The organism is Amycolatopsis japonica, assembly GCF_000732925.1.
GTDB lineage: Bacteria > Actinomycetota > Actinomycetes > Mycobacteriales > Pseudonocardiaceae > Amycolatopsis > Amycolatopsis japonica.
Window position 1 is genome coordinate 5,674,396 of sequence record NZ_CP008953.1, and the last position, 25,128, is coordinate 5,699,523.

Genomic DNA, 25,128 nt, shown 5'->3' on the forward strand with positions numbered 1-25,128 from the left:
TCACGGACTACGCGATCGCCACTGCAGCCTCAGTGGCACCAGCAGTAACAGCGGGCGCGCGTGAAGCCCCCTCCGCACCTTCCTCAAGTACATGAAGGCCCCTTCCTTGCGTCTAGCGCAAGGAAGGGGGCCTTCATGTACTTCGGGGGCGAGCGAGCGGGCCAGCGGCGTGGTGGGGCGCGTCTCGTGAGCCGCAAGGACCGTGAGAGCCAACCGTGTCCTGGACACCTACTGGCGGACTTGCGTGACCGGCTGGACGACTCGCGTGATCAGACGGACGACACGCGTGTCTGGACGGACGACTCGCGGCTAGGCATCGCCGCAGGCGTGTCGTCCATCTGGTCACATGTGTCGTCCGTCGGATCACACGTGCCGTCCGTTCAATCACGCGAAGCCACCGGCACTCACGAGATGAGGTCAGGGCGGGTAGATCACATCGGCCGGCCGGGCGGAGGACGGGCCGTCGACCCGCCAGCCTTCGCCGTCGCGCACGAAGCGGTACCACCGTTCGTCTCGGCCGTAGCGCAGTTGCAGGTCGCCCTGGGTGATCCGGTTCCGCCAGGTCTTGGGCTCTCCCGGCAACCCCGACTCGGCGAGGTCCGCCTTGGCCTGGGCGAGCGGCGCCTGCGCGGGACGCCACGCCTCCCGGACCACCGCCATCCCGCCCCGGCCCGCCTCACGCCAGGCCTGCGCCCACAGGGCCAGATCCCGCGACGCCACTCCGGCCGCTTCGGCGAGTTCGGCGATCAGGTGCGGCTCGCTCGCCGCCGCGCGGCGCGCGAGGTCTTCCTCGAACGACAGCTCCGCTTCACGCTCGGGCCCCATGACCAGCAGTTCCCAGGCCCTCGCGGCGGCATCGGCCGCCAGTTCCGCGAACGTGTCGCTGCTCCAGCCCGTCCGGTGTGGCGGGTCGACGTCGAGGACCGCGGGCGGCCCGACGGTACCCGGGACGGCCAGTCGCGGCGGCAGCGCGGCGATCCGCCGGGTGTAGGCCCGCTTCGGGTCCACCCGGGCGCGGCGGGGGCGCGCACCCGCTTGCCCGGCGCACCCGCGGGCGCGCGGCGGGACCGCAGTTCCGCGAGCACGGCCTCCCTCGGCCTGCCGCGCAACAGGAACAGCACGAACGGGTCGGCGTCGACCTCGTCCGCGACCAGGTAGTACACCGCAGCGACGTGTTTGCACGGGTTCGCGCTGTCCGGGCAAGAGCACTTCGGGCGCAGATCGCCGGGGCCGGGCAGCAGATCCGCGCCGGCGGTCCGCGCGTCCTCGGCCAGCTCGCCGGGCAGTTCGCCGTCGAGGAGGGCGGCGACGTGCCCGAGCCGTGAGCCGACCATGCCGAGCAGGCTCTCCCACTGTGGCTCGGTGAACGCCCGCATGTGGATGGTCACCCGGTACGGCACCGCCCGGCTGCCCTGCACCCAGGCCGTCACCTCGCCCGCGCCGACCGCGAGCTTGCTGACGGTGCCTTTGCGCGCGTACGTCCGGCCTCGCGGCAGCCGGTTCGGGTCGAGTTTGGCGCGCTCCTCCAGCGCCTCGACCCACGCCTTGCCCCACCACGTGTTGCCGAAGGTGCGCCGTTTCCGGCCGGTCACGCCGGGCATCACGGTTCCCCGAGCCGGACCAGATCGGCCAGTTCGTCGTCGGACAGCTCGGTGATCCAGTCCTCGCCCGCGCCGATGACCGCGTCGGCCAGGCCGCGTTTGGTCTCCAGGACCTTGGCGATGCGCTCCTCGAGCGTGCCTTCGGCGATCAGCCGGTGCACCTGGACCGGCCGGTCCTGCCCGATCCGGTACGCGCGGTCGGTGGCCTGATCCTCGACCGCCGGGTTCCACCAGCGGTCGTAGTGGATCACGTGCGTGGCCTTGGTCAGGTTGAGCCCGACCCCGCCCGCCTTGAGCGAGAGCAGGAACACCGGGACCTCGCCGGCCTGGAACCGGGCGACCATGTCCTCCCGGACCTTGGGCGTGCTCGACCCGGACAGCAGCATCGTCGGCAGGCCGCGTTCGGCCAGGCGTTTCTCCAGCAGACGGCACAGCTGGACGTACTGGCTGAACACGAGCACGCTGTCGCCCTCGTCGAGGATGACGTCGAGCAGCTCTTCGAACGCGGCGAGCTTGCCGGACCGGCCGTGCAGCACGCCGGGTTCCTTGAGGTACTGCGCCGGGTGGTTGCAGATCTGTTTGAGCTCGGTGAGCAGTTTGAGCACCTGCCCACGCCGGGCCACCCCGTCCAGCTCGCGGATCATCGCGAGATTCTCCCGGACCACGGCCTCGTACAGCGTCGTCTGCTCGGCGGTGAGCGGGACGAACCGGTCGGTCTCGGTCTTGCGCGGGAGCTCGGGCGCGATGTCCGGGTCGGTCTTCTTGCGGCGCAACAGGAAAGGCCGCACGGTCGCGGCGAGCCGTTCGGTCGCCGCGGTGTCCCGGTCCCGCTCGATCGGACGCGCGACCTTGCGGCGGAACCCGTCGAGCGAACCGAGCAGACCCGGCGTCGTCCAGTCGACGATGGACCAGAGTTCGGTGAGCCGGTTCTCCATCGGCGTCCCGGTCAGCGCGACCTTCGCGGCGGCCGGGATCTTCCGCAATTCCTTGGCGGTGACCGAAAGCGGGTTCTTCACGTGCTGCGCCTCGTCGGCGGCGATCATCCCCCAGTCCACTTCGGACAGTGCTTCGCGATCGCGGCGGAGCACACCGTACGTGGCGAGCACGACCTCGTCCGGCGCGACCTCGTCGAGATGCCGCCCGCCTCCGTGGAACCGGCGCACCGGGATGTCCGGCGCGAACCGGGCGAACTCCCGTTCCCAGTTGCCCAGCAGCGACGTCGGGCACAGGACGAGCGTCGGACCCTCGCCGCGCGGGCGGCGGTGCAGGTGCAGGGAGATGAGCTGGATCGTCTTGCCGAGCCCCATGTCGTCGGCGAGGCAGGCACCGAGACCGAGCCCGGTCATCGTTGCCAGCCAGGCGAGCCCGGCCTTCTGGTACGGCCGCAGGGTGGCTTTCAGTTCGGCGGGCTGCTCGATCGGTTCCGCCGCGCTGTCACGGATCCGCTGGAGCAGCCCGGTCAGCACCGACGGGGCGGTGAACTCGACCTTTTCGCCGTCCAGCTCCAGTTCGCCGGTGAGCGCCGCGGCCAGCGCCTCGGCCCCGGACAGCTTCTTCGCCCGGTGGGCGCGCACCTTGGCGATCAGACGCGCGTCGACCTTGACCCATTTGCCCCGCAGCCGCACCAGCGGCCGCTTCGCCTCCGCGAGCGCGGTGACCTCGGCATCGGTGAGGTCCTCGTCGCCGAGGCTCATCCGCCAGTGGAACCGCAGCAGGCTCTTGAGCGTGAACTCGGGCCCGGTGACGCTGCCCGGAGCCTGCGTCGCGCTCGCCTTCGCCTTGAGCTCGCCCGCGAAGAGGTCTTTCGGCCACTGCACCTCGATGCCGGCACCGCCCAGCGCCGCGTCCCCGTGGGTGAGCAGGTCGACGACCTCGTCGTAGTCCAGCGCCAGCCCGGTGGGCGCGGCGGACTGGAGCATGCGGCCGAGCGGCGCCCACGCCCTGGCGCCCCGGCGCAGGCCGAGCAGCAGCTGCGTCTCGACCTGCTCGCCCATACGTTCCAGCACCGCCTCCGGCGCGTCCCACAGTGTCGCCGCCTCGACGATCAGGCTCGGGTCGGCGGCGCTCCGCACGGCGAGGACGGCCTCGAACGTGGGCTCGTCTTCGGGATCTTCGGGCTCGTGCACCTCCATGCGCAGGACGAGATGAGCGCCCTGGGCCTGCCGTGCGCTGAGTTCCGCCAGCCATGCGGCGCCGTCCGGCCCGACCAGCGTCGGCTCGGTGGCCGCGAACGCCGGGCCGCCCGCCGCCACGCTCGCGGCGGGCGTGCGGACCAGCACGTCCGCCGTCGCGTCCCAGAGCGCGCGGATCAACGACTCCGGCGAATGCAGCCGGATCCGTTTCAGCCCGGACAACGGCAACGCGTGCGCCTCGGGAGGCAACGCGGCGGCGAGCCCGCGCAGCATCTCCTCGTCGGCGACGTCGAGCGGGCCGACCCGCCACGAATCCACCCCGCCGGGTGAGGCCGCGGGCAGCAACCTGCCGCGGGCGATGAGGTTCACCCCGGCCTCGGCGACGGCCGACCACGCGGCGATGGCCGGGCTCAGCTCGCCCTCCGCGGTGAGCAGCCGCGGAATCGCGCGTGACAACGGGACGAGTGCCGCGTCGACCTTCGTGCGCCGGAAGACCTTCCCCACCGGCAGCACGAGTTCGATCGCGGTGTCACCCGCTACGCCGTCTCCCCAGAGCGCCAGCACTCCGTCCCGCGGGGGATCTGAGGGGACGAAGGTGGCCTGGGTTCCTGTGCCGAACTCCACGCCCCGCACGCTAGAGCACCGGACCGACATCCCTCGGGCGGCGGTGCCATGAAAGGTCCTTTCCTTGCAAATTTTGCGAGGAAAGGACCTTTCATAGCACGCTAAAGGGGCGTGACAGGGACTTTCAGGACCGGGGCAGCCCCAGCAACCGCTCGGCCGTCAGCGACAGCAGCACCTGGGTCGTCCCGCCCGCGATGCTGAGGCACCGGGTCAGCAAGAACTCGTGCTGCGCCGGGTCGCCGTCCACGAGGGCGCGCTCGCCGAGCAACTCCAGCGCGAACTCCGCCACCGCCTGCCGATGCCGCACGCCCAGCAGTTTGCGCACACTCGACTCGGCGCCGGGGTCTTGCCCGTCGAGCCGCCGTAGCGTCGCCCGCAGGTCCAGCACCGAACACGCGCTCCCGTCGGCGATCAGCGCGCCGAGTTCCTCCAGGTCGGCACCATCGGCCAGGGTCGCGAGCAGGTTTTCGACGCCCTCCCCCACCGCCGATCCGCTCCCGAGGGCGACCCGTTCGTTCGCCAGCGTCGTCCGCGCGAGCCGCCAGCCGCCGTCGATCTCCCCGACCACCATCTCGTCCGGGACGAACACGTCGTCGAGGAACACCTCGTTGAAGACGGCGTCGCCGGTGATCTCGCGCAGGGGTCGCGTACTGATCCCGTCGGCGGTCATGTCGACCAGGAAGTAGGTGATCCCCTTGTGTTTCGGCGCGTCCGGGTCGGTGCGCGCCAGGCAGATCGCCCAGTCGGCTTCGCGCGCGAGCGAGGTCCACACTTTCTGGCCGTTGAGCAGCCATCCGCCGTCGGCACGCCGGGCCGTCGTGCGCAGCGACGCGAGATCCGAACCCGCCCCCGGCTCGCTGAACAGCTGGCACCAAATGATCTCGCCGCGCAAAGTCGGTGCGGCGAAACGTTCTCGCTGCGCCGGGGAGCCGTGTTCCAGCAACGTCGGCACGGCCCAGCCGCCGATGACCAGATCCGGACGGCGGACCCCCGCGGCGTCGAGCGCGGCGTCGATCCGCAGTTGTTCGGCGGCCGTGGCGCCCCTGCCGTACGGCGCGGGCCAATGCGGGGCCAGCAGACCCGAATCGGCCAGCGCGCCCCGCCGTTCCGGTTCGGGCAGACCGGCGATTTCGCTTACCACGTCACGGAGTTCGGCGTCTTCACCGACGTCGACGCTCAAGGTCCGGCGGTCACCGCGCAGCGCGAGTTCGGCCGCGCGGCGGCGCCAGCGGGCGGAACCGCCGAGCCACTGCCGCAGGGCGACGGCGCGGCGCAGGTAGAAGTGCGCGTCATGCTCCCAGGTGAAGCCGATGCCGCCGAGGACCTGGATGCAGTCCTTCGCGTTGGCCACGGCCGCGTCGAGCGCGTAGGCAGCAGCCGTCGCGGCCGCGAGGGAATGCTGCGCGGGATCTTCGGCCGCCCGCGCCGCGTCCCACGCGAGCGCGTCGGTGGCTTCCGCCCGGCACAGCATTTCCGCGCACAGATGTTTGATCGCCTGGAACGACCCGATGGGGCGGCCGAACTGCTCCCGCACCTTCGCGTACTCGACAGCCGTCCGAAGACACCATCGAGCGATCCCCGCGGCTTCGACGGCACCGAGTGTGGCGGCGTAGGCATCCACCGGTAACGCCTCGAATACCGCTTCGGGCCGTACCTTTTCGCACCGGACCCGGCCGACCGGCCGCGAGAGGTCGAACGGCTCGCCTTGCCGAATGTCCATTCCGGACGCTCCGGGCGGGATGAGCGCGGACACGGTGCCGTCGGAGACCAGCGTCCACGCCGACGGGTGAACATCGAGAGCCGGTCCCGATTCGCCGTCGACCACCTCATCCGCGATACGGAAACCGCCGCCCAGCACCACCGCCAGCCGTTCGGTCCCGTCGGCGAGACCGGGCAGGATCTCCTTGGCGGTCTGGGGAACCGTCGCGAGCAACGCCCCACCCAGCGCCGTCCCGAGGACCGGCCCGGGTACGAGTGCTTCGGCTGCTTCGGCGAGCCCGGCGGCCAGATCGGCGAGCGTGCCACCGGCGCCGCCGACGTCTTCGGGAATCGCCACGCCGAACAGTCCGAGTTCCGCCAGCCCTGGCGGCGGCTCGGCGATCCGGCCACTTCGGACGGCGTCGACGGGACGAGCGGACGCCGCCCAGGCGCGGATCGACGCGGCCAGGGCCGCCTGTTCTTCGGTGAGCGCGATCGACACGGGTGAGACCTCCTCGCCGGACCTACCCGCGAGTGTAGAACGTGTTACAGTTTCTTGCCCAGTGGGTCACGTCTTGAACAGTTCGTCCGCTTAGGTACGCTACGTGAGGAAAGTGGAACAAGTTCCGACGAAGGGGGACGTGGCGATGCCAGGGAAGGCCAAGGCACCCACGAGCGCGAAGGCGCGAAGCGGCAACGGTCTCTCCGCGCTGGGCGGCGAGGAACTCGGCTCCGCGGCCCAACGTGACCGGCGGCGCCGCATCATCGACGCGACCCTGACGCTCGCCGCGAAGGGCGGGTACGACGCCGTTCAGATGCGGGCGGTCGCCGAGAAGGCGGACGTCGCGCTCGGCACCCTGTACCGCTACTTCCCCTCCAAGATCCACCTGCTGGTTTCCGGGCTGGCCAGGGAATTCGAGCGCGCGCAGGAGAAACTCGACCGCGCCGCCATCCCCGGCGACACCCCGAGCGAGCGGCTGATGTTCGTCCTCGGCCGCAACACCCGGCTGATGCAGCGGGATCCGCACCTGACCGAGGCGATGGTCCGCGCGTTCATGTTCGCCGACACGACCGCGGCCGCCGAGGTCGAACAGGTCGGGCGGCTGATGGAGAACATGTTCGCCAAGGCCATGGGCATCGAGGACCCGACCGAGGCCGATCGCGACATCTTCCACGTCATCGCCGACGTCTGGATGGCGAACCTGGTCGCCTGGGTGACCCGGCGCGCGTCGGCGGCCGACGTCGCGAACCGGCTGGAGCTGTCGGTACACCTGCTGCTGGACAAGAACGTCTGAACGCCATGAAAGGTCCTTTCCTCGCAAAATTTGCCAGGAAAGGACCTTTCATAGCGCGCGTCAGGCGGTCAGCTTGGGCAGCACGTCCCGCCCGAAGGTCTCGATGAACGCGTCCTGGTTCCGCCCCACGTTGTGGATGTAGATCCGGTTGAAGCCGGCGTCGACGTACTTCTGCAGCGCCGCGCGGTGCACGTCCGGATCGGACGACACGACCATGCGCCCCTCGAAGTCCTCACGCCGCACCAGTTTCGCCATCTGCGCGAAGTCGAACGGCGAGCGGATGTCGGCCTTCGGGAACTTCATGCCGCCGTTGGGCCACTGGTCGAGCGCGTTGGCCCACGCCGTCTCGTCATCCCCGGCCCACGACAGGTGCACCTGCAACAGCTTCGGCATCGAGTCCGGGTCCTTGCCCGCCTTGCGCGCGCCGGTGCCGAAGTTGTCGAGGATCCCCGCCAGCTTCTCGATCGACGCGCCCGGCGTGATCAGCCCGTCCGCGAGCTCACCGGTCTTGCGCGAGGTGTACGGCCCGGCCGACGCGATGTAGATCGGCGGCGGCTCGTCCGGCAGCGTCCACAGCCGGGTGGTGTGCAGCTTGAAGAACTCGCCGCTGTGCTTGACGTCCTTGCCGGTGAACAGCTTCCGGATGACTTCGAGCGCCTCGAACATCCGCCGGACCCGCTCGGGCGCTTCGGGCCAGTAGCCGCCGATGATGTGCTCGTTGAGCGCTTCACCGGACCCGATACCGAGCCAGGTCCGGCCCGGATAGGTCGCCTCCAGCGTCGCCGCGGCCTGCGCGACCATCGACGGGTGCAGCCGGAACGACGGGCACGTCACGCCCGGCCCGAGGTCGCCCGTGGTGTTCTCCGCCAACGACGCGAGCACGCTCCACACGAACGACGCTTCACCCTGTTGAGGGACCCACGGCTGGAAGTGGTCGGCCGCCATCTGGCCGGAGAACCCGTGCTGTTCGGCCAGCGCGGCCAGCCGGATCGACTCGCGCGGAGAGAACTGCTCCAACGCCGCGGCCAAGCCGATTTGAACCTCAGTCACGCCTGCTGCCCCTTTCGAAAGCTCTCGGCGACCTTCGCGAACTGGTCGAGTCGGTCCAGTGTCGCCGCTTCGGGCTCGGTCGGCAGGAAGAGCGTCGCCTCGTCGACGCCGCCCTCGGCGAGCCTGGCCAGCGCGTCCTCTTCCGGCATGGCACCGAAGGCCGAGAACTTGATGTCCTCACGCCCCTGGTCGGCCAGCCACTGACGTGCCCGGCGAAGCTCCTCCGGCGGGGTGTACGCGTGCGGCAGCCAGCCGTCGCCGTACTTGGCGATCCGCCGCATCGCCTTCTCCCCCGCGCCGCCGATGTAGATGGGCGGATGCGGTTTCTGCACCGGCTTCGGCCACGCGAAGATCGGGTCGAAGTCGACGTGCTCGCCGTGGAATTCGGCCTCGTCCTTCGTCCAGATCTCCTTCAGCGCGGCGAGCTGCTCGTCGACGAGCGCGCCGCGGGTGCGCGGATCCGTGCCGTGATTGCGCATTTCCTCCCGGTTCCATCCGACGCCGACGCCGAAGACGAACCGGCCTCGCGAAACCAGGTCCAGCGAAGCGACCTCCTTCGCCGTGTGGATGACGTCGCGCTGCTGCAGCAACGCGACGCCCGTCCCCAGCTTCAGGGTCGACGTGGCCCCGGCCGCCGCCGTCAGCGCGACGAACGGGTCCAGGGTCCGGTAGTACACGCGCGGCAGTTCGCCACCGCCCGGATACGGCGTTTCCCGGCTGACCGGGATGTGGGAATGCTCCGCGAGGTGGAGCGAGCTGAACCCGCGCTCTTCGGCTGCTGCGGCGAGGACGTCCGGCCTGATGCCTTCATCGGTGATGAAGGTGGCGATTCCGATCTCCATGTCCAGCAACTACCCGGACACGCGCCGCGATATTCCCGTGCCGCTAGACGTTGCGCCGGTACTGCCCGCCCACTTCGAAGAACGCCTCGGTGATCTGGCCCAGCGAGCACACCCGCGCCGCGTCCATCAGGACACCGAACAGGTTGCCGCCGCGGGTCGCGGCCTCGCGCAGCGTCTTGAGCGCGACCTGCGCCTCGGCGTGGTGACGGGTCTGGAAATCCTCGAGCCGCTCCAGCTGCGAACGCTTCTCGTCCTCGGTCGCCCGCGCGAGTTCCACCTCGACGTCGTTCTCGCCGCCGTTCGGGTTGCGGAAGGTGTTGACGCCGACGATCGGCAGCGTGCCGTCGTGCTTCTGGCGTTCGTAGAGGATCGACTCGTCCTGGATCTTGCCGCGCTGGTAGCCGGTCTCCATCGCGCCCAGCACCCCGCCGCGCTCGGAGATCCGGTCGAACTCCAGCAGCACGGCCTCTTCGACCAGGTCGGTCAGTTCGTCGATGATGAACGAGCCCTGCAGCGGGTTCTCGTTCTTCGACAGGCCCCATTCCTTGTTGATGATCATCTGGATGGCCATCGCGCGCCGCACCGAGCTCTCCGACGGCGTGGTGATCGCCTCGTCGAAAGCGTTGGTGTGCAAGGAGTTCGCGTTGTCGTAGAGCGCGCACAGCGCCTGCAGCGTGGTGCGGATGTCGTTGAAGCTCATCTCCTGCGCGTGCAGCGACCGGCCGGAGGTCTGCACGTGGTACTTGAGCTTCTGCGAGCGCTCGTTGGCGCCGTAGCGCTCCCGCATCGCGACCGCCCAGATCCGGCGCGCGACCCGGCCCAGCACCGAGTACTCGGCGTCCATGCCGTTGGAGAAGAAGAACGACAGGTTCGGCGCGAAGTCGTCGATGTCCATCCCGCGCGCGAGATAGCTTTCGACGTAGGTGAAACCGTTCGACAGGGTGAACGCCAGCTGCGAGATCGGGTTCGCCCCGGCCTCCGCGATGTGATAGCCGGAGATCGACACCGAGTAGAAGTTCCGGACGCCGTGCTCGATGAACCATTCCTGGATGTCGGCCATCATGCGCAGGCTGAACTCGGTGGAGAAGATGCAGGTGTTCTGCCCCTGGTCCTCCTTGAGGATGTCCGCCTGTACAGTGCCGCGGACGTTGCGCAGCGCCCATTCGCGCAGTTCGGCGGCCTCGGTTTCGGACGGCTCGCGGCCGTGCTCGGCCTTGAACGCCTCGACGCGCTGGTCGATCGCGGTGTTGAGGAAGAACGCGAGGATCGTCGGCGCCGGCCCGTTGATCGTCATCGACACCGACGTGCTCGGCGACGTCAGGTCGAAGCCGTCGTAGAGCACCTCCATGTCCTCCAGCGTCGCGATGGACACGCCCGAGGTGCCGACCTTGCCGTAGATGTCGGGGCGGGTGTGCGGGTCGTGCCCGTACAGCGTCACCGAGTCGAAGGCGGTCGAAAGGCGCTTCGCGTCGGAATCGGCCGAGAGGAGCTTGAACCGCTTGTTGGTCCGGAACGGGTCGCCCTCGCCGGCGAACATGCGCGCCGGGTCCTCACCCTCGCGCTTGAACGGGAAGACACCCGCGGTGTAAGGGAAGTATCCGGGCAGGTGCTCGCGGCGCAGGAACGACAGCAGCTCGCCGGATTCGGTGTAGCGCGGCAGCGCCACGCGCGGGATCCGGTTGCCGGACAGCGTGTCGCGCCAGAGCTGGGTGTGCAGCTCCTTGTCGCGGATCTTCACGACCAGCTCGTCGGCGCGGTAGGACTCGGCCAGCTCCTGGAAGCGCGCCAGGAGATTCGTCGACTCACCGTCCACATCGGACTCAGCGGCGGCGAGCAGGCCGTCGAGCGCGTCGGTGCTCGCGTCGACGGCGGCCAGCGCCTCCTTGGCGGCGGCGAGATGCTCGCGTTTGCGCAGCGCGGCGACCTGCTGCTCGGTCTTGGTGTGGTAACCGCGGACGGTCTCGGAGATCTCCGCGAGATAGCGCGTCCGGTTCGCCGGGATGATCGTGCTGGCGTCGGTGGAGACCTTGCCCTCGACCTTCGGGAGCACGCCGGGCGATACGGTCAGCCCGCGTTCGGCGAGGGTGTCGCGTAGGTGCTGGTAGAGCGCGGTGACGCCGTCGTCGTTGAACTTCGCGGCGCTGGTGCCGTAGACCGGCATGTCCTCGGGCGAGGAGCTGAACGCCTCGCGGTTGCGCACGAGCTGGCGCGCGACGTCGCGACGGGCGTCTTCGGCGCCGCGGCGCTCGAACTTGTTGATCGCCACCGCGTCGGCGAAGTCGAGCATGTCGATCTTCTCCAGCTGCGACGCCGCGCCGAACTCCGGCGTCATGACGTACAGCGACTGGTCCACGTAGTCGACGATGCCAGCGTCGCCCTGGCCGATACCGGGCGTCTCGACGATCACGAGATCGAAGCCCGCCGCCTTGCAGGCGAGGATGGACTCGGAAAGCCCGGTGGGGATCTCGCCGCTGGTGGTCCGCGTGGCGAGGGACCGGAAGTAGACCGGGCTGCCGTCGAGGCAGTTCATCCGGATACGGTCGCCGAGCAGCGCTCCCCCACCCTTGCGGCGCGACGGGTCGACGGCCAGCACGGCGATGCGGAGCTTGTCCTCCTGATCCAGCCGGAACCGGCGGATCAGCTCGTCGGTGAGCGACGACTTGCCCGAACCACCCGTCCCGGTGATGCCGAGGACCGGCACGGTCCGCGACTTGGCGGTCTCCGTGATCTTGCCGAGCAGCTCCTGCGGCAGCGATTCGCGCTGGAGCTGCGTGATGACCCGGGACAACGCCGGGATGTCACCCGAAAGCAGTTTGTCGAGCGAGCCGGGCGATTGTGCCGCGAGATCGGTGTCGCAGGCCTTGATCATCAGGTTGATCATGCCCGGGAGGCCCATCTCGTAGCCGTCTTCCGGCGAGAAGATCCGCGCGACACCCCGCGAGTGCAGCAGGTCGATCTCCTCGCGGACGATGACGCCGCCACCGCCGCCGAACACCTTGATATGCCCAGCGCCGCGCTCGTTGAGCAGCTCGACCAGGTACGAGAAGTACTCGACGTGCCCGCCCTGGTAGGCGCTGATGGCCACACCTTGGACGTCCTCGGCGATGGCCGCGGTCGCGACCTCGTCGACCGACCGGTTGTGCCCGAGGTGCACGACCTCCGCGCCCTGCGACTGCAGGATCCGCCGCATGATGTTGATGGACGCGTCGTGTCCGTCGAAGAGGCTCGACGCCGTCACGAAGCGAACGGGGTTCACGGGCCGGTGCAGATCGCTGCTCATCCCTCCAAAATACTAGGACTTCCTACTGTTTTAAACCCATCCACTCCCGTGATGGCGCTCTCACTCGTCCTTGACAGATCGACGCGCACCAGTATATTCAACCTGAAGGTTAAACAACCGATTGATTGAGCAGCGATGACCACTGATCAGCTCAGCGCCACGTTCGCCGCACTGGCGGACCCCACCCGGCGGGCGATCCTCGCCCGGCTCGCCACCGGCGAGGCCAGTGTCAACGAGCTGGCCGAACCCTTTCCGGTCAGCCTCCAAGCCGTCTCGAAACACCTCAAGGTCCTCGAGCGCGCGGGCTTGATCAGCCGGAGCCGGACCGCGCAATGGCGGCCCTGCCGGCTGGAGGCCGCCCCGCTCGGCGACGTCTCCGCGTGGGTCGAGCGCTACCGGCGCTTCTGGGAAGGCGGTTTCGACCGCATGGAAGAACACCTGGCCGAACTTCAGAAAGGCGAACACGATGCCTGAGACCGCCACCCTGCCGTCGATCGTCTCGGCCGACGAATGGCGGATCGCCCGAGACGCGTTGCTGGCGAAGGAAAAAGAACTCACCCGTGCCGCGGACGCGGTCGCCGCCGAACGGCGACGCCTGCCGATGGTCCGCTTCGACGGCGGATACGAATTCGAAGGCCCCCAGGGCAAGATGACCCTGCTGGACCTCTTCGAGGGACGACGTCAGCTGATCGTCTACCACTTCATGCTCGGCCCCGGGCAGAAGGCGGGCTGCCCCGGCTGCTCGATGCTCGTGGACAACATCGGCCACCTCGCCCACCTGCACGCCCGCGACACCACGCTGTACGTGGTCGCGCCGGCGTCGCTGCCCGAGATCGAGCGGTACAAGGAGCGCATGGGCTGGACCATGCCCTGGGTCTCGACCGTCGACTCCTTCAACCCGGACTCCGGTATCGACGGCGGCTTCGGCGTCAGCGTCTTCCTGCGCGACGGCGACGACGTGTTCCGCACGTACTTCACCACCGGCCGCGGCGCGGACCAGCTGGTGGGGACGCTGCGCTACCTGGACCTGACGCCGCTCGGGCGGCAGGAGGCCTGGGAGGAGGCCGGCCGCGGGACCGACGGCCCCGGGCACTGGTGGAAGCGCCACGACGAGTACTGAGCCGCCCGCATTTAGTCCTCTGAATGCGCCCAGGCGCATTCAGAGGACTAAATGCGGGAAGGTGTGTCGAGAACCCGGCGGCCGCTCCGACCCCTTGGTGTCCGGCGCCCGGAAGGCGGGCGCCACACCGAAGGGATCAAGCCATGCGCAAGCTCGTCTACGCCGTCCACACCTCGCTCGACGGCCACATCGAAGGGCCGAAGGGCGAGTTCGACTGGGCCGAGATGGGCTCCGACCTGTCCGGCCACTCCAAGGAACTCACCGGCCGCGCCGACACCCTCGTCTACGGGCGGCGCGTCTGGGAGATGATGTCGTCGTACTGGCCGGAGGCCGAGACGATCTCGGACCACCCGCACGATCTGGAGTACGCCCCGATCTGGCGCGAGACGCCGAAGATCGTGTTCTCCCGGACCCTCGACAAGGCCGGCTGGAACACCGAGGTGATCGGCGGTGACCTCACCGAACGGGTCACCGAACTCAAAAGCAGGCCTGGTAAGGATCTGCTGCTGATGGGCGGGGCCGAACTCGCCACCGCGCTGTCGGACCGCGGCCTGATCGACGAGGCCCACGTCGTCGTGCACCCGGTGGTGCTCGGCGGCGGCAAGCAGCTGTTCGGAGGCGGCGTGCGCACGAACCTGCGGCTCACCGGCACCCGGACGATGGACGGGCGCGCGGTCCTGCTGACCTACGAAAAGGCGTGAAACCTGGGCGGCAGCCCCTACGCTGCCGCCGTCAGGATCACCTCGCGTTGCTCGCCCGCAACGCGATCCACTGCCGCATCGCGTACTCGACGAGCGTGATCAGCGTCTGCTTCGTCGACTCCCGCTCCCGCGCGTCACACCGGACGATCGGGATGTTGGGGTCGATCGACAGCGCTTCACGCACGTCGTTGATGTCGTGCTCGAGGATGCCGTCGAAGGTGTTCACCCCGACGATATAGGGCAGGCCCCGGTCCTCGAAGAAGTCGATCGGCGCGAACGAATCGGCCAGCCGTCGCGTGTCGGCCAGCACCACAGCGCCGATCGCGCCGCGGACGAGGTCGTCCCACATGAACCAGAACCGCTGCTGCCCGGGCGTGCCGAACAGGTAGAGGATCAGGTCCGCGTCCAGGGAGACCCGGCCGAAGTCCATCGCGACCGTGGTGGTCGATTTGTTGGGCGTCTGGTCGAGGTTGTCGATCCCCCGACTGGCGTCCGTCATCATCGCCTCGGTGGTGAGCGGGACGATCTCCGACACCGAACCGACGAAGGTCGTCTTGCCCGCACCGAAGCCACCCGCCACGACGATCTTCGCGGATGTCATGGTCGGGGGCGCGGTTTCCCGCGGTGCCTTAAAGCCGACGGAGTCCACTCAAAACCCTTTCCATCAACACCAGATGTGCCTCGGCGCCGTCATTGCCCGAAATCGTCTTGTGCACGCTGACCAGCCCCGCGTCCGCCGCGTCGCTGATCAGCACGCGTGCCACACCCAGTGGTACGCGCAGGGTAGCCGCGATCTCGGCGACCGAACGCGGGGTGCGGCACTCCTCGATGATCGAAACGCACTCGATCTGGTCCGCGGCCACCGCGGGGAGGCTACCCGCCGCGACATGGTCCTTGGTGGAGATGAGGGTCTCCAGCTCGAGAGCGTAGTTCGCCTTGGTCCGGCCCCCGGTGAGGGCATAGGGACGGACGATCGCCGTCTCTTCGAGCGGCGACGGCGCCTGCTCGAAGACGGCGGGCATGATGAACTCGCCGCTGGGTGGGCCCGGGTCGAAAAGACCACCTGGTCTCGGCCCGACGGCACCTGCGCCGCTGTCGGGTGGAGAGGCAAGTGAGGTCACGCGGTCTCCTTGATCGGTCGGCTGCGGGACTGCCGGTTCCCCGGTGGCGTGTGCCCCGCCCACCTGGGAATCCTCTGACTGCTTGCTCTTCTTGCGCTTCCGACGACCACGACCCGAATCCAAGGTGAAGCCGTTGAGGACGTCGGCGAACGTGCCGTCGTCCCGTGAACCGGCGGCATTGACAGCCCCCGCGTGCGGAGGCTGGTGTTCACCCGTCCCCGGCGGCTCGCCGAAGGATCCGGATCCGGTGCTCATCGGGACATCATCCCACCGGTTCGCCGATCAGCGACCCACCGGCGCCCTGCAATTGTGCGCGGAGTTCCGGGGTGAGGATCTGGCCGACGCGATCGACGAGCATCGTCATCTCGTAGGCGACCTGTCCGATGTCGCAGTTGGGGGCGGCGAGGATGGCCAGGCAGGAGCCGTCACTGATGGACATCAGCACCATGATGCCGAGTTCCATCTCGACGACGGTCTCGTTGACCGCGCCCGCTTCGAAGCAGCGCGCGGCGCCCTGGGTCAGGCTCACCAGGCCGGACGCGACGGCGGCCAGCTGATCGGCGCGGTCCAGCGGAAGCCTGCTGGACGCGGTGAGCAGGAGGCCGTCCGCCGACACGACCACGGCGTGCGCCACTCCGGGTACCCGCTCGGCGAAGTCGTTCACCAGCCACCCGAACTGGTTCTGCTGGGGCTGGGCCGGGTTCGGCGAGGTCATTCACCCTCCAGGGTTTCGTGGTTGCCTTCGGTCGCCTGGGCTGTGTGGTGCCGTCCGCGCTGGATGCCCTGCTGGAAACTGCTCAGGCGACCGCGCACGTCGTGCGCGTCTCGCTGTGGTCGGGGGGTGACCGCCCCGGCGGGCGGTCCCGCGCTGCCCGGGAGCAACTGCTCCCCGCGACGGCGCCTGGGTAATCCTGCCGAAGTCATCCGCGAGGGCACGGACTGGGACACCGCTTGGGCGGCTTTCCAGCCCTCGTCGGAGCCGAAGTTCCAGGCGTCCGTCCGCTCGGTGGCGGCGACCGGCTCCGGTTCCGGGGTCGCTGCCTGCGGTTTCCTGCTCGGCAACGCGGCGGGCGGGGCCGCCGGACGCTCGGCCGTCTCCGGCGCCTTCACGGGCTCGGGTGCCTTCGACGCTTCAGGTGCCTTCGACGGCTCGGGTGCCTTCGCGGGCTCGGGCTTCGTGTCCGGCTGGGCGGTCGCCGTCTCGGCGGCGGCCGGCGTGGCCTTGTCCGCCGCTTCCTTGCGGCCTCGTTTGACGCCCTGCTGGAAACTGCTCAGGCGGCCGCGCACGTCCGCCGGGTCGCGGACCGGCAGTTCCGCTTTGGCGGCGGGTTCGGCGGCCGGGACCGACGACGCCGCGCTGCCCGGCAGAAGCTGCTCGCCCTTGCGGCGACGCGGCAGCCCGGCCTGGGTGAACGTCGACGGGGCATTCTGGGAGACCTCCTGCACCGTGCGGAAGGCCTTGTCGCTGGCGAAGTCCCAGTTGCGGGCTTCCTGCTCGGCGGTGGGAGCGGCCTCGGCCACCTTCTCCGCTTCGGGCTCCTTCGTCCCCGGCTTCTCCTTCTTGGCCGCGGGTTCCGCCGCGGGCTTTTCCGGAGCGGGCGCGGGCGAACGGAACCACGCCGAGAGCATCTCGTCGAAGATCGGCGTCGTCTCCGATTTGGGCGCCGCGGTCGGCGCCGCCGGTGCGGCGGGCGCCGGGGTGGCCGCCTGGTTCCACCACTCGCTCAGCGTCGTGTTGTTCTTGGCCTCGAACAGTTCCTTGCCGCTGGGCAGATCGCCGTCCGCCGGGGCGGGCTTGTCCGCCTCCTTGGCCACCGGTTCGGACTCGGGCTCGGCGGCGGGTTCCGGTTCGGGACGGCGGGGCTCCGGCGCGGGCGGTGTCGTCTCGTCCCTGGGGATCGGGCTGAACAGCGCCGTTCCCGAGATCTCCAGATCGGACGGCGGCCGTGCCTCCTGGGGGTGGCTGTGCCCGTTCACCCCGGATTTGGTGTGCCCGGCCAGATCGCCTGCCGACGGCCACCGCTCGCCACCCTGCGACGGGACGCTCGGCATCGCCGGGCGCGAACCGTTCGTGGGCCGCTGGCGGCGGGGAAGGCCGCCCGGCTGCTGCGGCGGCAACGGCGCGAGACGCTGGGTGATCGGGCCGGTCGCGGGGCCGGGGTCTCCCCCGGGCGGGGCCATCACCAGATCCGCCGGGACCGAGACGGTGGCGCGCACGCCGACGATGTCCTTGCCGCCGTGCAGCGAGACCCCGATGCGGTGCCTGCTGGCGAGCCGTCCGACGACGAACAGGCCCATCCGGCGCGAAGTGGTGAGGTCGACGTTGGGGGCTTCGGTGAGCCGGGCGTTGGCCTCGGCGACCTCGGCCTCGTTCATGCCGATGCCCTTGTCGAGGATGTCGATGCCGAACGAGCCGTCTTCGACGAGCCTGGTCGCGACGGTCACCTGGGTCTCCGGCGCGGAGAACGCCGTGGCGTTGTCCAGCAGTTCGGCGATCAGGCGCATCAGGTCGTTGGCCGCGTACCCGACCAGCCGCACCGGCGGCGGGTTCTGCACGGTGACCCGTTGGTACTGCTCGATCTCGGACACCGCCGCGCGCACGACGTCGGTCGCGGAGACGGGCTGGCCGGACCGCCTGCCCGGCTCGGCGCCGGAGAGGACCATCAGGTTCTCGTTGTTGCGGCGCATCCGGGTGGCGAGGTGGTCCAGCTGGAACAGCGTGGCCAGCTGGTCGGCGTCCTCTTCGTCGCGCTCCAGCCGCTCGATCAGCTGCAGCTGCCGCTGCACGAGGCTCTGGCTGCGGCGAGAGAGGTTGACGAACACGTTGCTGTAGCCGGTGCGCATCGAGGCCTGCTCGGTGGCCAGGCGCAGCGCCTGGTGGTGCACCTTGTCGAAGGCCCTGGCGACCTCGCCGATCTCGTCGTCGCTGCCGACCGGGACCGGCCGCACGTCGGTGCCCTGCGAGCGGCCCTCCTGGATGTTGCGGACCGCGTCGGGCAGCTGCTTCTCCGCGACGTCGAGTGCGCTGGCGCGCAATACCTTCAGCGAACGCAGCAGCTGGCGGGTGATGAGGAAGACGACGGCGACGGCGAGCACCATCGCGCCGAACAGCAGGACCGCGAGCAGACCCGCGCCGCTGCTGGCGTCGTCGACCAGTTCGGCCGACACCGCGCTCGTCTCGGCGCCGAATTTGTTCGCGACCTCGCCGACCTTGCCGATCACCGCGGTCGACGCGTCGGTCCAGCCCTGCGCGGACAACGTGCGGAACGCTTGCGCCGACGGGGTTCCCTGCTCACCGAGCGCGGTTTTCGCCAGCCTGTCACGGTTTTCCATCGCCTGGTCGGTGACGGCGGCGCCGAACTCCTGGCGCTGCTGTTCCGACGCGGCGGCGCGGAAGTCGGTGAGCCGGTCGGTCAGCCGGAGTTCGGCGGTGCGCAGCTGGTCGAGCTCGCTCGGCGCGAGGCTCGACCGCGCGATGCCGAAGGAGACCAGGGCCTGGCTCAGCGACAGTTGTTCCTTCATCACGGCGAGGTCGTGCAGCGCCGTCGGGGTGCCGCCGAGGTCGTCCTGGCTGGCGCCTGCCGCCAGCGCGGTGTCGAGGGCGAGCAGCGCGGTGGTCACCTCGGTGTACTCGCCGATCGCCTGGACGGGGTCGAGCTGGCCGGAGGACGCCCGCTGCCGGATGTCGGGCAGCCGGTCGAGCTGGGCGGCCGCGGCTTCACGCGCTTGACGGAGCGACGGCTCGTTCTCCACCGCCCGGGACGCGGCGGCACCGTAGAGCGGGATGGCGGTGTCGACGTCGGCGCGGGCCGAGCCGAGCTCCAGGGTCCCGCCGACGGTGCCGGCGGTCAGCCCGGCGGCGGACTGGGTGCGTTCGCGGCCGAGGCCGTCGGCGAGGGTGCGGATGTGCCCGCTCAGCGCGACGAGGCGGTCGAGCCGCTGGTAGCCGTCGGAACGGCCGACCTGGCCGGCGATGGTGGCGATGCCCAGTGCCAGCGCGATGAGGATCGGCACCAGCGTCACGGCCGACAGCTTCACCGGCAGGCTCCAGTCCCGCCAGCGCACGAGCGTGCGCCAGCCGGTGGCCCACCGAGATGGCCGGGGAGTGCGTCCCAGCAGCTCCCCGACCGGCACTTGGCCTTCTCCTGCAACGGTCACGTAGGTGACTCCCTGTCCGGCGTCCTGGCACGGTCTGAGGCGTCCGTTCCCGCGAGGTACCTGCCTGCGGGGAACTCGACCCCGGCCTGACCACGTGATCGATCGCGACGTGAAGGACCTCGTGCGGTGATCCTGGCGCTCCCAGTGTCCCCAGGAACACCGGTCCGTGCCGGGAGGTCTTGCACCTGCACGTGCAGGTCGCAACCTGCGAAGTGCATGGTCGTCGAGATCAACTTTTCTTTGCCAATCGATCACTGCGGGTCGGCCGGGCCAAAGAATCGTACACCAATCCGGGTGCCGTCAATTCCGTTCAGTACACGGGTGCTGACCAGCGAAAAGTGTGCTTCCGAACGATCTGCGAGCCCCGAAAACCGCCCGTGCGTCACAAACGAGGGAATTCCGGTTACGGGTTGCGCGGATGCACAGGGTGCCCTAATCACCCGATCAGCCTACGTACGGTAGCCACGTCGCCCGGTCGAACTACTTTCCGTGCCCCCAACGGGTGGGTCAAGCCCAAATATGTGCCCGATGTTGTGGCCTTGCCGCCCAAGCCGGTTCGATGTCGCCCGACATGGTGATTTCTTTCGAGACACCCGGTGAAGCGGGGGATCTTCCCCGGTCCGGGATGGCGGGCACGGTATCGAAACCCGGCGGCCCCGGGTAGCGAAACTACGATCTGTCACCAAATTGAGGGACAGAGCGTGGTCGTCGTCCGTCGTTTGCCGCAGTGGGCCGTTCGGGCGACGACCGCGCGTGACAACTCCGCTCACTATGACGAGTGATAAAGCCGGTTCATTCCGGCCGAAACGATTTTCCGAAACACTAATACGAGGTAAAACCGAATACCGGCTCACGCCTTCGCGGAACCGGGGTCGCCTATTCAGAGCGGGTGAAGCCGTAGTTAGTATGTGCGCTCCCCGTACCGCGCCACGGATGCAAGCCCCGGAGGAACCCATGCCCGACGTCGCGCGTCCCTACGCGGCGAGCAACGCCCTGGAGGACACCGGGCAGATGCCCGCGCTGTTCGTCCGCGAGCGCCAGCGCCAGTCCACTCCCCCGCCGCCGCGCCCGGCGGGCCCGGACTTCGACCGGATCCAGCACGGCAAGGAGTTCGTCGCGCTGCGCAAGACCTTCCGGCGGTTCGTGTTCCCGATGAGCGTGCTGTTCTTCACCTGGTACATGACGTTCGTGCTGCTGGCGGCCTACGCCCACGACTTCATGAGCCGGAAGGTGTGGGGCGAGGTCAACGTCGGCATCCTGCTCGGGCTCGGCCAGTTCGCCAGCACGATCCTGATCACGATCGCCTACCTGAAGTTCGCGAACAAGCGGCTCGACCCCAAGGTCGAGGCGCTGCGGGCCTCCGTCGGAGCGGGTGAGCGATGAGCATCCCCGACAACAACCCGGTGCTGAACATCGCGGTCTTCGCGCTGTTCGTCGCGATCACCCTGTACGTGGTGTACCGCGTCAGCACCCGCAACTCCTCCACTTCGGACTACTACGCGGCGGGCAGCGCCTTCACCGGACGCCAGAACGGCATCGCCCTGTCGGGTGACTTCCTCTCGGCGGCGTCGTTCCTCGGGATCGCCGGCGCGATCGCGATCCACGGCTACGACGGCTTCCTGTACTCGATCGGGTTCCTCGTCGCGTGGATGGTCGACCTGCTGCTGATCGCGGAGCTGCTGCGCAACACCGGCCGCTTCACCATGGGCGACGTGCTGAGCTTCCGGATGAAGCAGCGCCCGGTCCGCGCCGCGGCCGCGACGTCGACCCTCGTGATCTCCTTCTTCTACATGCTCGCGCAGATGGCGGGCGCCGGTGGCCTGGTGGCGCTGCTGCTGGACATCCACGGCGGTATCGGCCAGGCGCTCGTGATCGGCGTCGTCGGGGTGATCATGGTGCTGTACGTGCTGGTCGGCGGGATGAAGGGCACCACGTGGGTGCAGATCATCAAGGCGACCATCCTGCTGCTGACCGGTGCGCTGATCACCGTGTTCCTGTTCGGCAAGTTCGGTTTCAGCTTCTCGAACCTGCTCTCGGCCGCCGCCGACAACAGCCCGCTCGGCGACGAACTGCTGGAGCCCGGCGGTTCCTACGGCAAGAGCGAGGTCACGAAGCTCGACTTCGTCTCGCTGGCGCTGGCACTGGTCCTGGGCGCCGCCGCGCTCCCGCACGTGCTGATGCGCTTCTACACGGTGCCGAACTCGCGCGAGGCGCGCCGCTCGGTGGTGTGGGCGACCGCGTGCATGACGATCTTCTACCTCTGCACGCTGGTCATCGGCTTCGGCGCGGCCGCGCTGGTCGGCCCGGAGACGATCAAGAACGCGCCCGGCGGGGAGAACTCGGCGGCGCCGCTGCTCGCGCTGAACATCGGCGGCACCCTCCTGCTCGGCATCGTCTCGGCGGTGGCCTTCGCGACCATCCTCGCCGTCGTCGCCGGGCTGACGATCACCGCTTCGGCGTCCTTCGCGCACGACGTGTACGCCAACATCTTCAAACGCGGCAAGGCGGAACCGGCCGCGGAGGTCCGCGTCGCGCGGCTGACCGCCGTCGCCGTCGGGGCGTTCGCGATCATCGGCGGCATCCTGGCGAACGGGCAGAACATCGCGTTCCTGGTGGCGCTGGCGTTCGCCGTCGCGGCGTCGGCGAACCTCTCGACGCTGCTGTACTCGCTGTTCTGGAAACGCTTCAACACCACCGGAACCCTGTGGGGCATCTACGGCGGGCTGATCGCCAGCCTGGTGCTCGTGTTCTTCTCGCCGGTGATGTCCGGGGCCGCGGACTCGATCATCTCCAGTGTCGACTTCCACTGGTTCCCGTTGAAGAACCCGGGTCTGGTGTCGATCCCGTTCTCGTTCCTGTGCGGGTTCGTGGGCACCTTCGTCGGCCGGTCGAAGGCCGATCCGGTCAAGCACGCGGAGATGGAGGTGCGGTCCCTCACCGGGATCGGCTCCTGACACACGCGCCATGAAAGGTCCTTTCCTTGCGAAATTTGCAAGGAAAGGACCTTTCATGGCGTCCGCAGGCCATCCAGCACGATCGTGAGAAGCCGCTTCGTGTCCTCCTCCGAAGCCTTGCTCGCCGCCGAGCCCAGCCCGTGCCCGAGCCGCAGGATGTCGACACCGGCGACGTCCGCCCGGAGCACTCCCTCGTCCTGCGCGGCCTTCACGATCGTGTCGGCCGCGGCCCGCAACCGTGCCTGACACCAGCCGAAGACCTCGGAGCCGGCGTCGACCGACGCCTTGAGCGTCATCGCGAGGCCGTGCTTTTCGACCACGTAGACGACGTGCGTGGCCAGCCACGTCTCGAGTGCCTTCCCCGGCGGCAACTCGTCGAGCAGGTCGTACGCCTGCTGCGCCAGCCCGTCGATCTCGTCGCGGTAGACGGCCTCGATCAGCTTGTCGCGCGTCGGGAAGTGCCGGTACAACGTGCCCGCGCCGACCCCGGCGCGTTTGGCGATGTCGTCGGCGGGCACGTCCACGCCGTCGGCGGTGAACGCCTCCTTCGCCACGGCCACGATGCGCTCGTAGTTGCGCCGCGCGTCCGCACGCATGGGGCGGGCCGGATCGGCCGTGACCATCTGCACCTCCTCGGGCGACGAAAACGGAGACGCTCTCCGAATTCACTTGCGTAAGCGGAGAGACTCTCCATATCATCGCTCACGACCTCAAGTGGAGAGTCTCTCCGCTTCATCTCGTTACGTCTTTGGAGTATTCCTTGACCGAACGAACCCTGCGTGCCGAGCCTAGGCCGGAGACGGCCGGGGCCCCACCGACTCCACACCGGCTGGTCCTCCCGATCATCCTGACCTGCCAGCTCATGCTCATCCTCGACGCGACGGTGATGAACGTCGCGCTCCCCCGCATCCAGTCCGAACTGGGCTTCACCGACACCGGCCTGTCCTGGGTGATGACGGCGTACAGCCTGGTCTTCGGCGGCCTGCTGCTGCTCGGCGGCCGGGCGGGCGACCTGTTCGGGCGTCGCCGGACCTTCGTCGCCGGCGCGGCCGTGTTCACCGCCGCCTCCCTGCTCGGCGGCCTCGCCGGTTCGGCGGAACTGCTGATCGCCGCCCGGGTCGCGCAGGGCGTCGGCGCCGCGCTCGCCGGGCCGAGCACGCTGGCGCTGATCACCAGCACGTTCACCGAAGCCAAGGCACGGGTGCGCGCGCTGGCGTTGTTCTCGGCGATGTCCAGCAGCGGTTTCGCGATCGGCCTGCTGCTCGGCGGGCTGCTGACCGAATGGATCTCGTGGCGGGCGGCGCTGTACATCAACGTCCCGTTCGGGCTCGCGATCGTCCTGCTCACCTCGCGGTACGTGGCCGATCCGCCGCGACGGCGCGCCCGGCTGGACCTTCCCGGCGCGTTCACCGGCACCCTCGGTGTCGGCTCGCTCGTCTTCGCCTTCACCCACGCCGCTTCGCACGGCTGGGGCGACACGATCACCCTCGGCAGCCTCGCCGCCGGGCTGGCCTTGCTGGCCGCCTTCGTCACCATCGAGACCAGGGTGAGCGAGCCGTTGATCCCGTTGCGCCTGTTCGCCGAACGCGACCGTGCCGCGGCCTACGTCAACTTCTTCCTCGGGCCGATGGCGATGATGTCGATGTTCTTCTTCCTGACCCAGTTCCTGCAGGACATCGCGGGTTTCGCCGCGTTGGAGACCGGCTTCGCGTTCCTGCCGATGGCGGTCTGCATGTTCCTGCTGAGCAGGCTGATCCCGAAGCTGCTCCCCCGGTTCGGGCCGAAACCGCTCGCGCTCACCGGGACCGCGCTGATGACCGGCGGGGTCGTCTGGCTGACCACGCTCACGACGGACAGCGGCTACTTCTCGCATCTGCTGGGGCCGATGCTGCTGATGGGCGTGGGCGCGGGGCTGGCGTTCTCCCCGCTCAGCGTGATCATCATGGCGACCGTGCCCACCGACGACGCGGGTGCCGCGGGCGGCGCGTTGCAGACGTTGCAGCAGGTCGGGGCGACCTTGGGACTGGCGATCCTGATCACCGTGTTCGGCGCGGTGACCCGGACCCCGTCCGGAAGCCCGGCCGAGACCACCGTCGACGGGATGACCGCGGCCTTCACCGTCGCCGCCGTGGTGACGGCGTTGTCCTTCCTGGTTGCGCTGACCTTCCGGCGCCGCGCTTAGAGCTTCGCGCCCGCCTGGACCTTGTGCGTGACCTTGCGTTCCATCACGAACGAGAAGAACGGGATGCAGCCGGCGATCAGCACGAGCAGGGTGCCCTTCATCGACCAGCGGGCCTTGATCGCGAGGTCGACCGCGAGCAGCAGGTAGATCAGGTAGAGCCCGCCGTGGACCATGGGGATCATCTTCACGAACTGGGGAAGTTCCACGCGGAAGACGTACTGCAGCAGCATCTCGACGACCAGCCCGAGGAGGGCCACACCGGTGGCGTACGCCGCGACGCGGAACCGGATCAGCGGTCCGCCCAGCGAGACCGGGCGGGCCGGGGCGGCGTCGTCAGTTCGGGTGGTCATAGGGTCTCGAACCTCTCTGG

At 69.2% G+C, this 25,128-nt stretch carries 20 protein-coding genes; 7 read left to right on the forward strand and 13 right to left on the reverse strand.

Going from position 1 to position 25,128, the window contains the following annotated elements:
* Positions 1 to 417 precede the first annotated feature (417 nt).
* The 4 genes from AJAP_RS44855 to AJAP_RS26165 all read right to left on the reverse strand — a co-directional run bounded on the left by AJAP_RS44855 (position 418) and on the right by AJAP_RS26165 (position 6,557).
* Entirely contained in the window at positions 418 to 825 is a 408-nt protein-coding gene (locus AJAP_RS44855; RefSeq protein WP_228694585.1) for a hypothetical protein, read from the reverse strand.
* Positions 747 to 1,601: an SWIM zinc finger family protein gene (locus tag AJAP_RS26155; RefSeq protein WP_228694587.1), complete on the reverse strand. Its 855-nt coding sequence runs from the start codon at positions 1,599 to 1,601 to the stop codon at positions 747 to 749. The genes AJAP_RS44855 and AJAP_RS26155 overlap by 79 nt, the downstream gene beginning before the upstream one ends.
* A complete protein-coding gene (locus AJAP_RS26160; protein ID WP_407639382.1) occupies positions 1,601 to 4,387 on the reverse strand; it encodes a DEAD/DEAH box helicase in 2,787 nt (928 codons plus the stop codon). The genes AJAP_RS26155 and AJAP_RS26160 overlap by 1 nt, the downstream gene beginning before the upstream one ends.
* A 94-nt stretch (positions 4,388 to 4,481) precedes the next feature.
* Complete coding sequence (locus AJAP_RS26165; protein ID WP_038516076.1) at positions 4,482 to 6,557, reverse strand: acyl-CoA dehydrogenase; 2,076 nt, start codon at positions 6,555 to 6,557, stop codon at positions 4,482 to 4,484.
* A gap of 145 nt (positions 6,558 to 6,702) precedes the next feature.
* On the opposite strand from AJAP_RS26165, the gene kstR reads away from it, so the two are divergent.
* Positions 6,703 to 7,350 (forward strand): cholesterol catabolism transcriptional regulator KstR, encoded by a 648-nt coding sequence (gene kstR, locus AJAP_RS26170; RefSeq protein ID WP_038523880.1) that lies wholly within the window; start codon positions 6,703 to 6,705, stop codon positions 7,348 to 7,350.
* A 60-nt stretch (positions 7,351 to 7,410) separates the two neighbouring features.
* Here the strand turns inward: kstR and AJAP_RS26175 are convergent, their stop codons facing one another.
* Genes AJAP_RS26175 through icmF form a run of 3 tightly spaced genes read right to left on the reverse strand, consistent with a single transcriptional unit; the run spans position 7,411 to position 12,522 of the window.
* On the reverse strand, positions 7,411 to 8,400 hold the full coding sequence (locus AJAP_RS26175; RefSeq protein ID WP_038516078.1) for a TIGR03557 family F420-dependent LLM class oxidoreductase: 990 nt from the start codon (positions 8,398 to 8,400) through the stop codon (positions 7,411 to 7,413).
* Positions 8,397 to 9,242 carry an LLM class F420-dependent oxidoreductase gene (locus AJAP_RS26180; RefSeq protein WP_038516081.1) on the reverse strand — a complete coding sequence of 282 codons (846 nt, stop codon included), beginning with the start codon at positions 9,240 to 9,242 and terminating at the stop codon, positions 8,397 to 8,399. Before AJAP_RS26180 ends, AJAP_RS26175 begins: the two co-directional genes overlap by 4 nt.
* Before the next feature lie 43 nt (positions 9,243 to 9,285).
* On the reverse strand, positions 9,286 to 12,522 hold the full coding sequence (gene icmF, locus AJAP_RS26185) for a fused isobutyryl-CoA mutase/GTPase IcmF (protein WP_038516084.1): 3,237 nt from the start codon (positions 12,520 to 12,522) through the stop codon (positions 9,286 to 9,288).
* Between the two features lie 135 nt (positions 12,523 to 12,657).
* Here icmF and AJAP_RS26190 point away from each other — a divergent pair, with 135 nt between their 5' ends.
* From AJAP_RS26190 to AJAP_RS26200, 3 genes are all read left to right on the forward strand, one after another.
* Positions 12,658 to 12,996, forward strand: coding sequence for an ArsR/SmtB family transcription factor (locus AJAP_RS26190; RefSeq protein ID WP_038516088.1), 339 nt, complete (start codon positions 12,658 to 12,660; stop codon positions 12,994 to 12,996).
* The gene (locus tag AJAP_RS26195) at positions 12,989 to 13,642 is read left to right on the forward strand and encodes a DUF899 domain-containing protein (RefSeq protein ID WP_038516090.1); all 654 of its coding nucleotides are present in this window, start codon (positions 12,989 to 12,991) and stop codon (positions 13,640 to 13,642) included. The genes AJAP_RS26190 and AJAP_RS26195 overlap by 8 nt, the downstream gene beginning before the upstream one ends.
* Positions 13,643 to 13,785: 143 nt before the next feature.
* On the forward strand, positions 13,786 to 14,343 hold the full coding sequence (locus AJAP_RS26200; protein WP_038516092.1) for a dihydrofolate reductase family protein: 558 nt from the start codon (positions 13,786 to 13,788) through the stop codon (positions 14,341 to 14,343).
* A 37-nt stretch (positions 14,344 to 14,380) separates the two neighbouring features.
* Here the strand turns inward: AJAP_RS26200 and AJAP_RS26205 are convergent, their stop codons facing one another.
* From AJAP_RS26205 to AJAP_RS26220, 4 genes are read right to left on the reverse strand one after another with little or no spacing between them, the layout of a single operon-like run.
* Positions 14,381 to 14,944, reverse strand: a complete 564-nt coding sequence (locus tag AJAP_RS26205; RefSeq protein ID WP_007033694.1) for a GTP-binding protein — start codon at positions 14,942 to 14,944, stop codon at positions 14,381 to 14,383.
* Positions 14,945 to 14,972: 28 nt separating this feature from the next.
* Complete coding sequence (locus AJAP_RS44545; protein ID WP_174492048.1) at positions 14,973 to 15,719, reverse strand: DUF742 domain-containing protein; 747 nt, start codon at positions 15,717 to 15,719, stop codon at positions 14,973 to 14,975.
* A gap of 7 nt (positions 15,720 to 15,726) precedes the next feature.
* Positions 15,727 to 16,179, reverse strand: a complete 453-nt coding sequence (locus AJAP_RS26215) for a roadblock/LC7 domain-containing protein (protein ID WP_005166055.1) — start codon at positions 16,177 to 16,179, stop codon at positions 15,727 to 15,729.
* On the reverse strand, positions 16,176 to 19,598 hold the full coding sequence (locus AJAP_RS26220) for a nitrate- and nitrite sensing domain-containing protein (protein ID WP_038516097.1): 3,423 nt from the start codon (positions 19,596 to 19,598) through the stop codon (positions 16,176 to 16,178). The genes AJAP_RS26215 and AJAP_RS26220 overlap by 4 nt, the downstream gene beginning before the upstream one ends.
* A gap of 978 nt (positions 19,599 to 20,576) precedes the next feature.
* On the opposite strand from AJAP_RS26220, the gene AJAP_RS26225 reads away from it, so the two are divergent.
* Both AJAP_RS26225 and AJAP_RS26230 read left to right on the forward strand, forming a co-directional pair.
* Entirely contained in the window at positions 20,577 to 21,005 is a 429-nt protein-coding gene (locus tag AJAP_RS26225) for a DUF485 domain-containing protein (RefSeq protein ID WP_038516100.1), read from the forward strand.
* Positions 21,002 to 22,576 (forward strand): solute symporter family protein, encoded by a 1,575-nt coding sequence (locus tag AJAP_RS26230; protein ID WP_038516102.1) that lies wholly within the window; start codon positions 21,002 to 21,004, stop codon positions 22,574 to 22,576. Before AJAP_RS26225 ends, AJAP_RS26230 begins: the two co-directional genes overlap by 4 nt.
* Before the next feature lie 53 nt (positions 22,577 to 22,629).
* Here the strand turns inward: AJAP_RS26230 and AJAP_RS26235 are convergent, their stop codons facing one another.
* On the reverse strand, positions 22,630 to 23,199 hold the full coding sequence (locus tag AJAP_RS26235; protein WP_038516104.1) for a TetR/AcrR family transcriptional regulator: 570 nt from the start codon (positions 23,197 to 23,199) through the stop codon (positions 22,630 to 22,632).
* A gap of 137 nt (positions 23,200 to 23,336) precedes the next feature.
* Between AJAP_RS26235 and AJAP_RS26240 the strand changes: the two genes are divergently transcribed.
* Complete coding sequence (locus AJAP_RS26240; protein WP_038523883.1) at positions 23,337 to 24,758, forward strand: MFS transporter; 1,422 nt, start codon at positions 23,337 to 23,339, stop codon at positions 24,756 to 24,758.
* Here AJAP_RS26240 and AJAP_RS26245 read toward each other — a convergent pair.
* Positions 24,755 to 25,108 carry a DUF3817 domain-containing protein gene (locus AJAP_RS26245; RefSeq protein ID WP_005166062.1) on the reverse strand — a complete coding sequence of 118 codons (354 nt, stop codon included), beginning with the start codon at positions 25,106 to 25,108 and terminating at the stop codon, positions 24,755 to 24,757. The two genes, AJAP_RS26240 and AJAP_RS26245, sit on opposite strands and share 4 nt — an antisense overlap.
* Between the last annotated feature and the right edge of the window lie 20 nt (positions 25,109 to 25,128).

Bases quoted from the DNA above. Each gene is read 5' to 3' on its own strand.
- AJAP_RS44855 (WP_228694585.1), bottom strand. From the start codon at position 825: ATGGGGCCCGAGCGTGAAGCGGAGCTGTCGTTCGAGGAAGACCTCGCG.
- AJAP_RS26155 (WP_228694587.1), bottom strand. From the start codon at position 1,601: ATGCCCGGCGTGACCGGCCGGAAACGGCGCACCTTCGGCAACACGTGG.
- AJAP_RS26160 (WP_407639382.1), bottom strand. From the start codon at position 4,387: ATGTCGGTCCGGTGCTCTAGCGTGCGGGGCGTGGAGTTCGGCACAGGA.
- kstR (WP_038523880.1), top strand. From the start codon at position 6,703: ATGCCAGGGAAGGCCAAGGCACCCACGAGCGCGAAGGCGCGAAGCGGC.
- AJAP_RS26180 (WP_038516081.1), bottom strand. From the start codon at position 9,242: ATGGAGATCGGAATCGCCACCTTCATCACCGATGAAGGCATCAGGCCG.
- icmF (WP_038516084.1), bottom strand. From the start codon at position 12,522: ATGAGCAGCGATCTGCACCGGCCCGTGAACCCCGTTCGCTTCGTGACG.
- AJAP_RS26190 (WP_038516088.1), top strand. From the start codon at position 12,658: ATGACCACTGATCAGCTCAGCGCCACGTTCGCCGCACTGGCGGACCCC.
- AJAP_RS26195 (WP_038516090.1), top strand. From the start codon at position 12,989: ATGCCTGAGACCGCCACCCTGCCGTCGATCGTCTCGGCCGACGAATGG.
- AJAP_RS26200 (WP_038516092.1), top strand. From the start codon at position 13,786: ATGCGCAAGCTCGTCTACGCCGTCCACACCTCGCTCGACGGCCACATC.
- AJAP_RS26205 (WP_007033694.1), bottom strand. From the start codon at position 14,944: ATGACATCCGCGAAGATCGTCGTGGCGGGTGGCTTCGGTGCGGGCAAG.
- AJAP_RS44545 (WP_174492048.1), bottom strand. From the start codon at position 15,719: ATGAGCACCGGATCCGGATCCTTCGGCGAGCCGCCGGGGACGGGTGAA.
- AJAP_RS26215 (WP_005166055.1), bottom strand. From the start codon at position 16,179: ATGACCTCGCCGAACCCGGCCCAGCCCCAGCAGAACCAGTTCGGGTGG.
- AJAP_RS26225 (WP_038516100.1), top strand. From the start codon at position 20,577: ATGCCCGACGTCGCGCGTCCCTACGCGGCGAGCAACGCCCTGGAGGAC.
- AJAP_RS26230 (WP_038516102.1), top strand. From the start codon at position 21,002: ATGAGCATCCCCGACAACAACCCGGTGCTGAACATCGCGGTCTTCGCG.
- AJAP_RS26235 (WP_038516104.1), bottom strand. From the start codon at position 23,199: ATGGTCACGGCCGATCCGGCCCGCCCCATGCGTGCGGACGCGCGGCGC.
- AJAP_RS26245 (WP_005166062.1), bottom strand. From the start codon at position 25,108: ATGACCACCCGAACTGACGACGCCGCCCCGGCCCGCCCGGTCTCGCTG.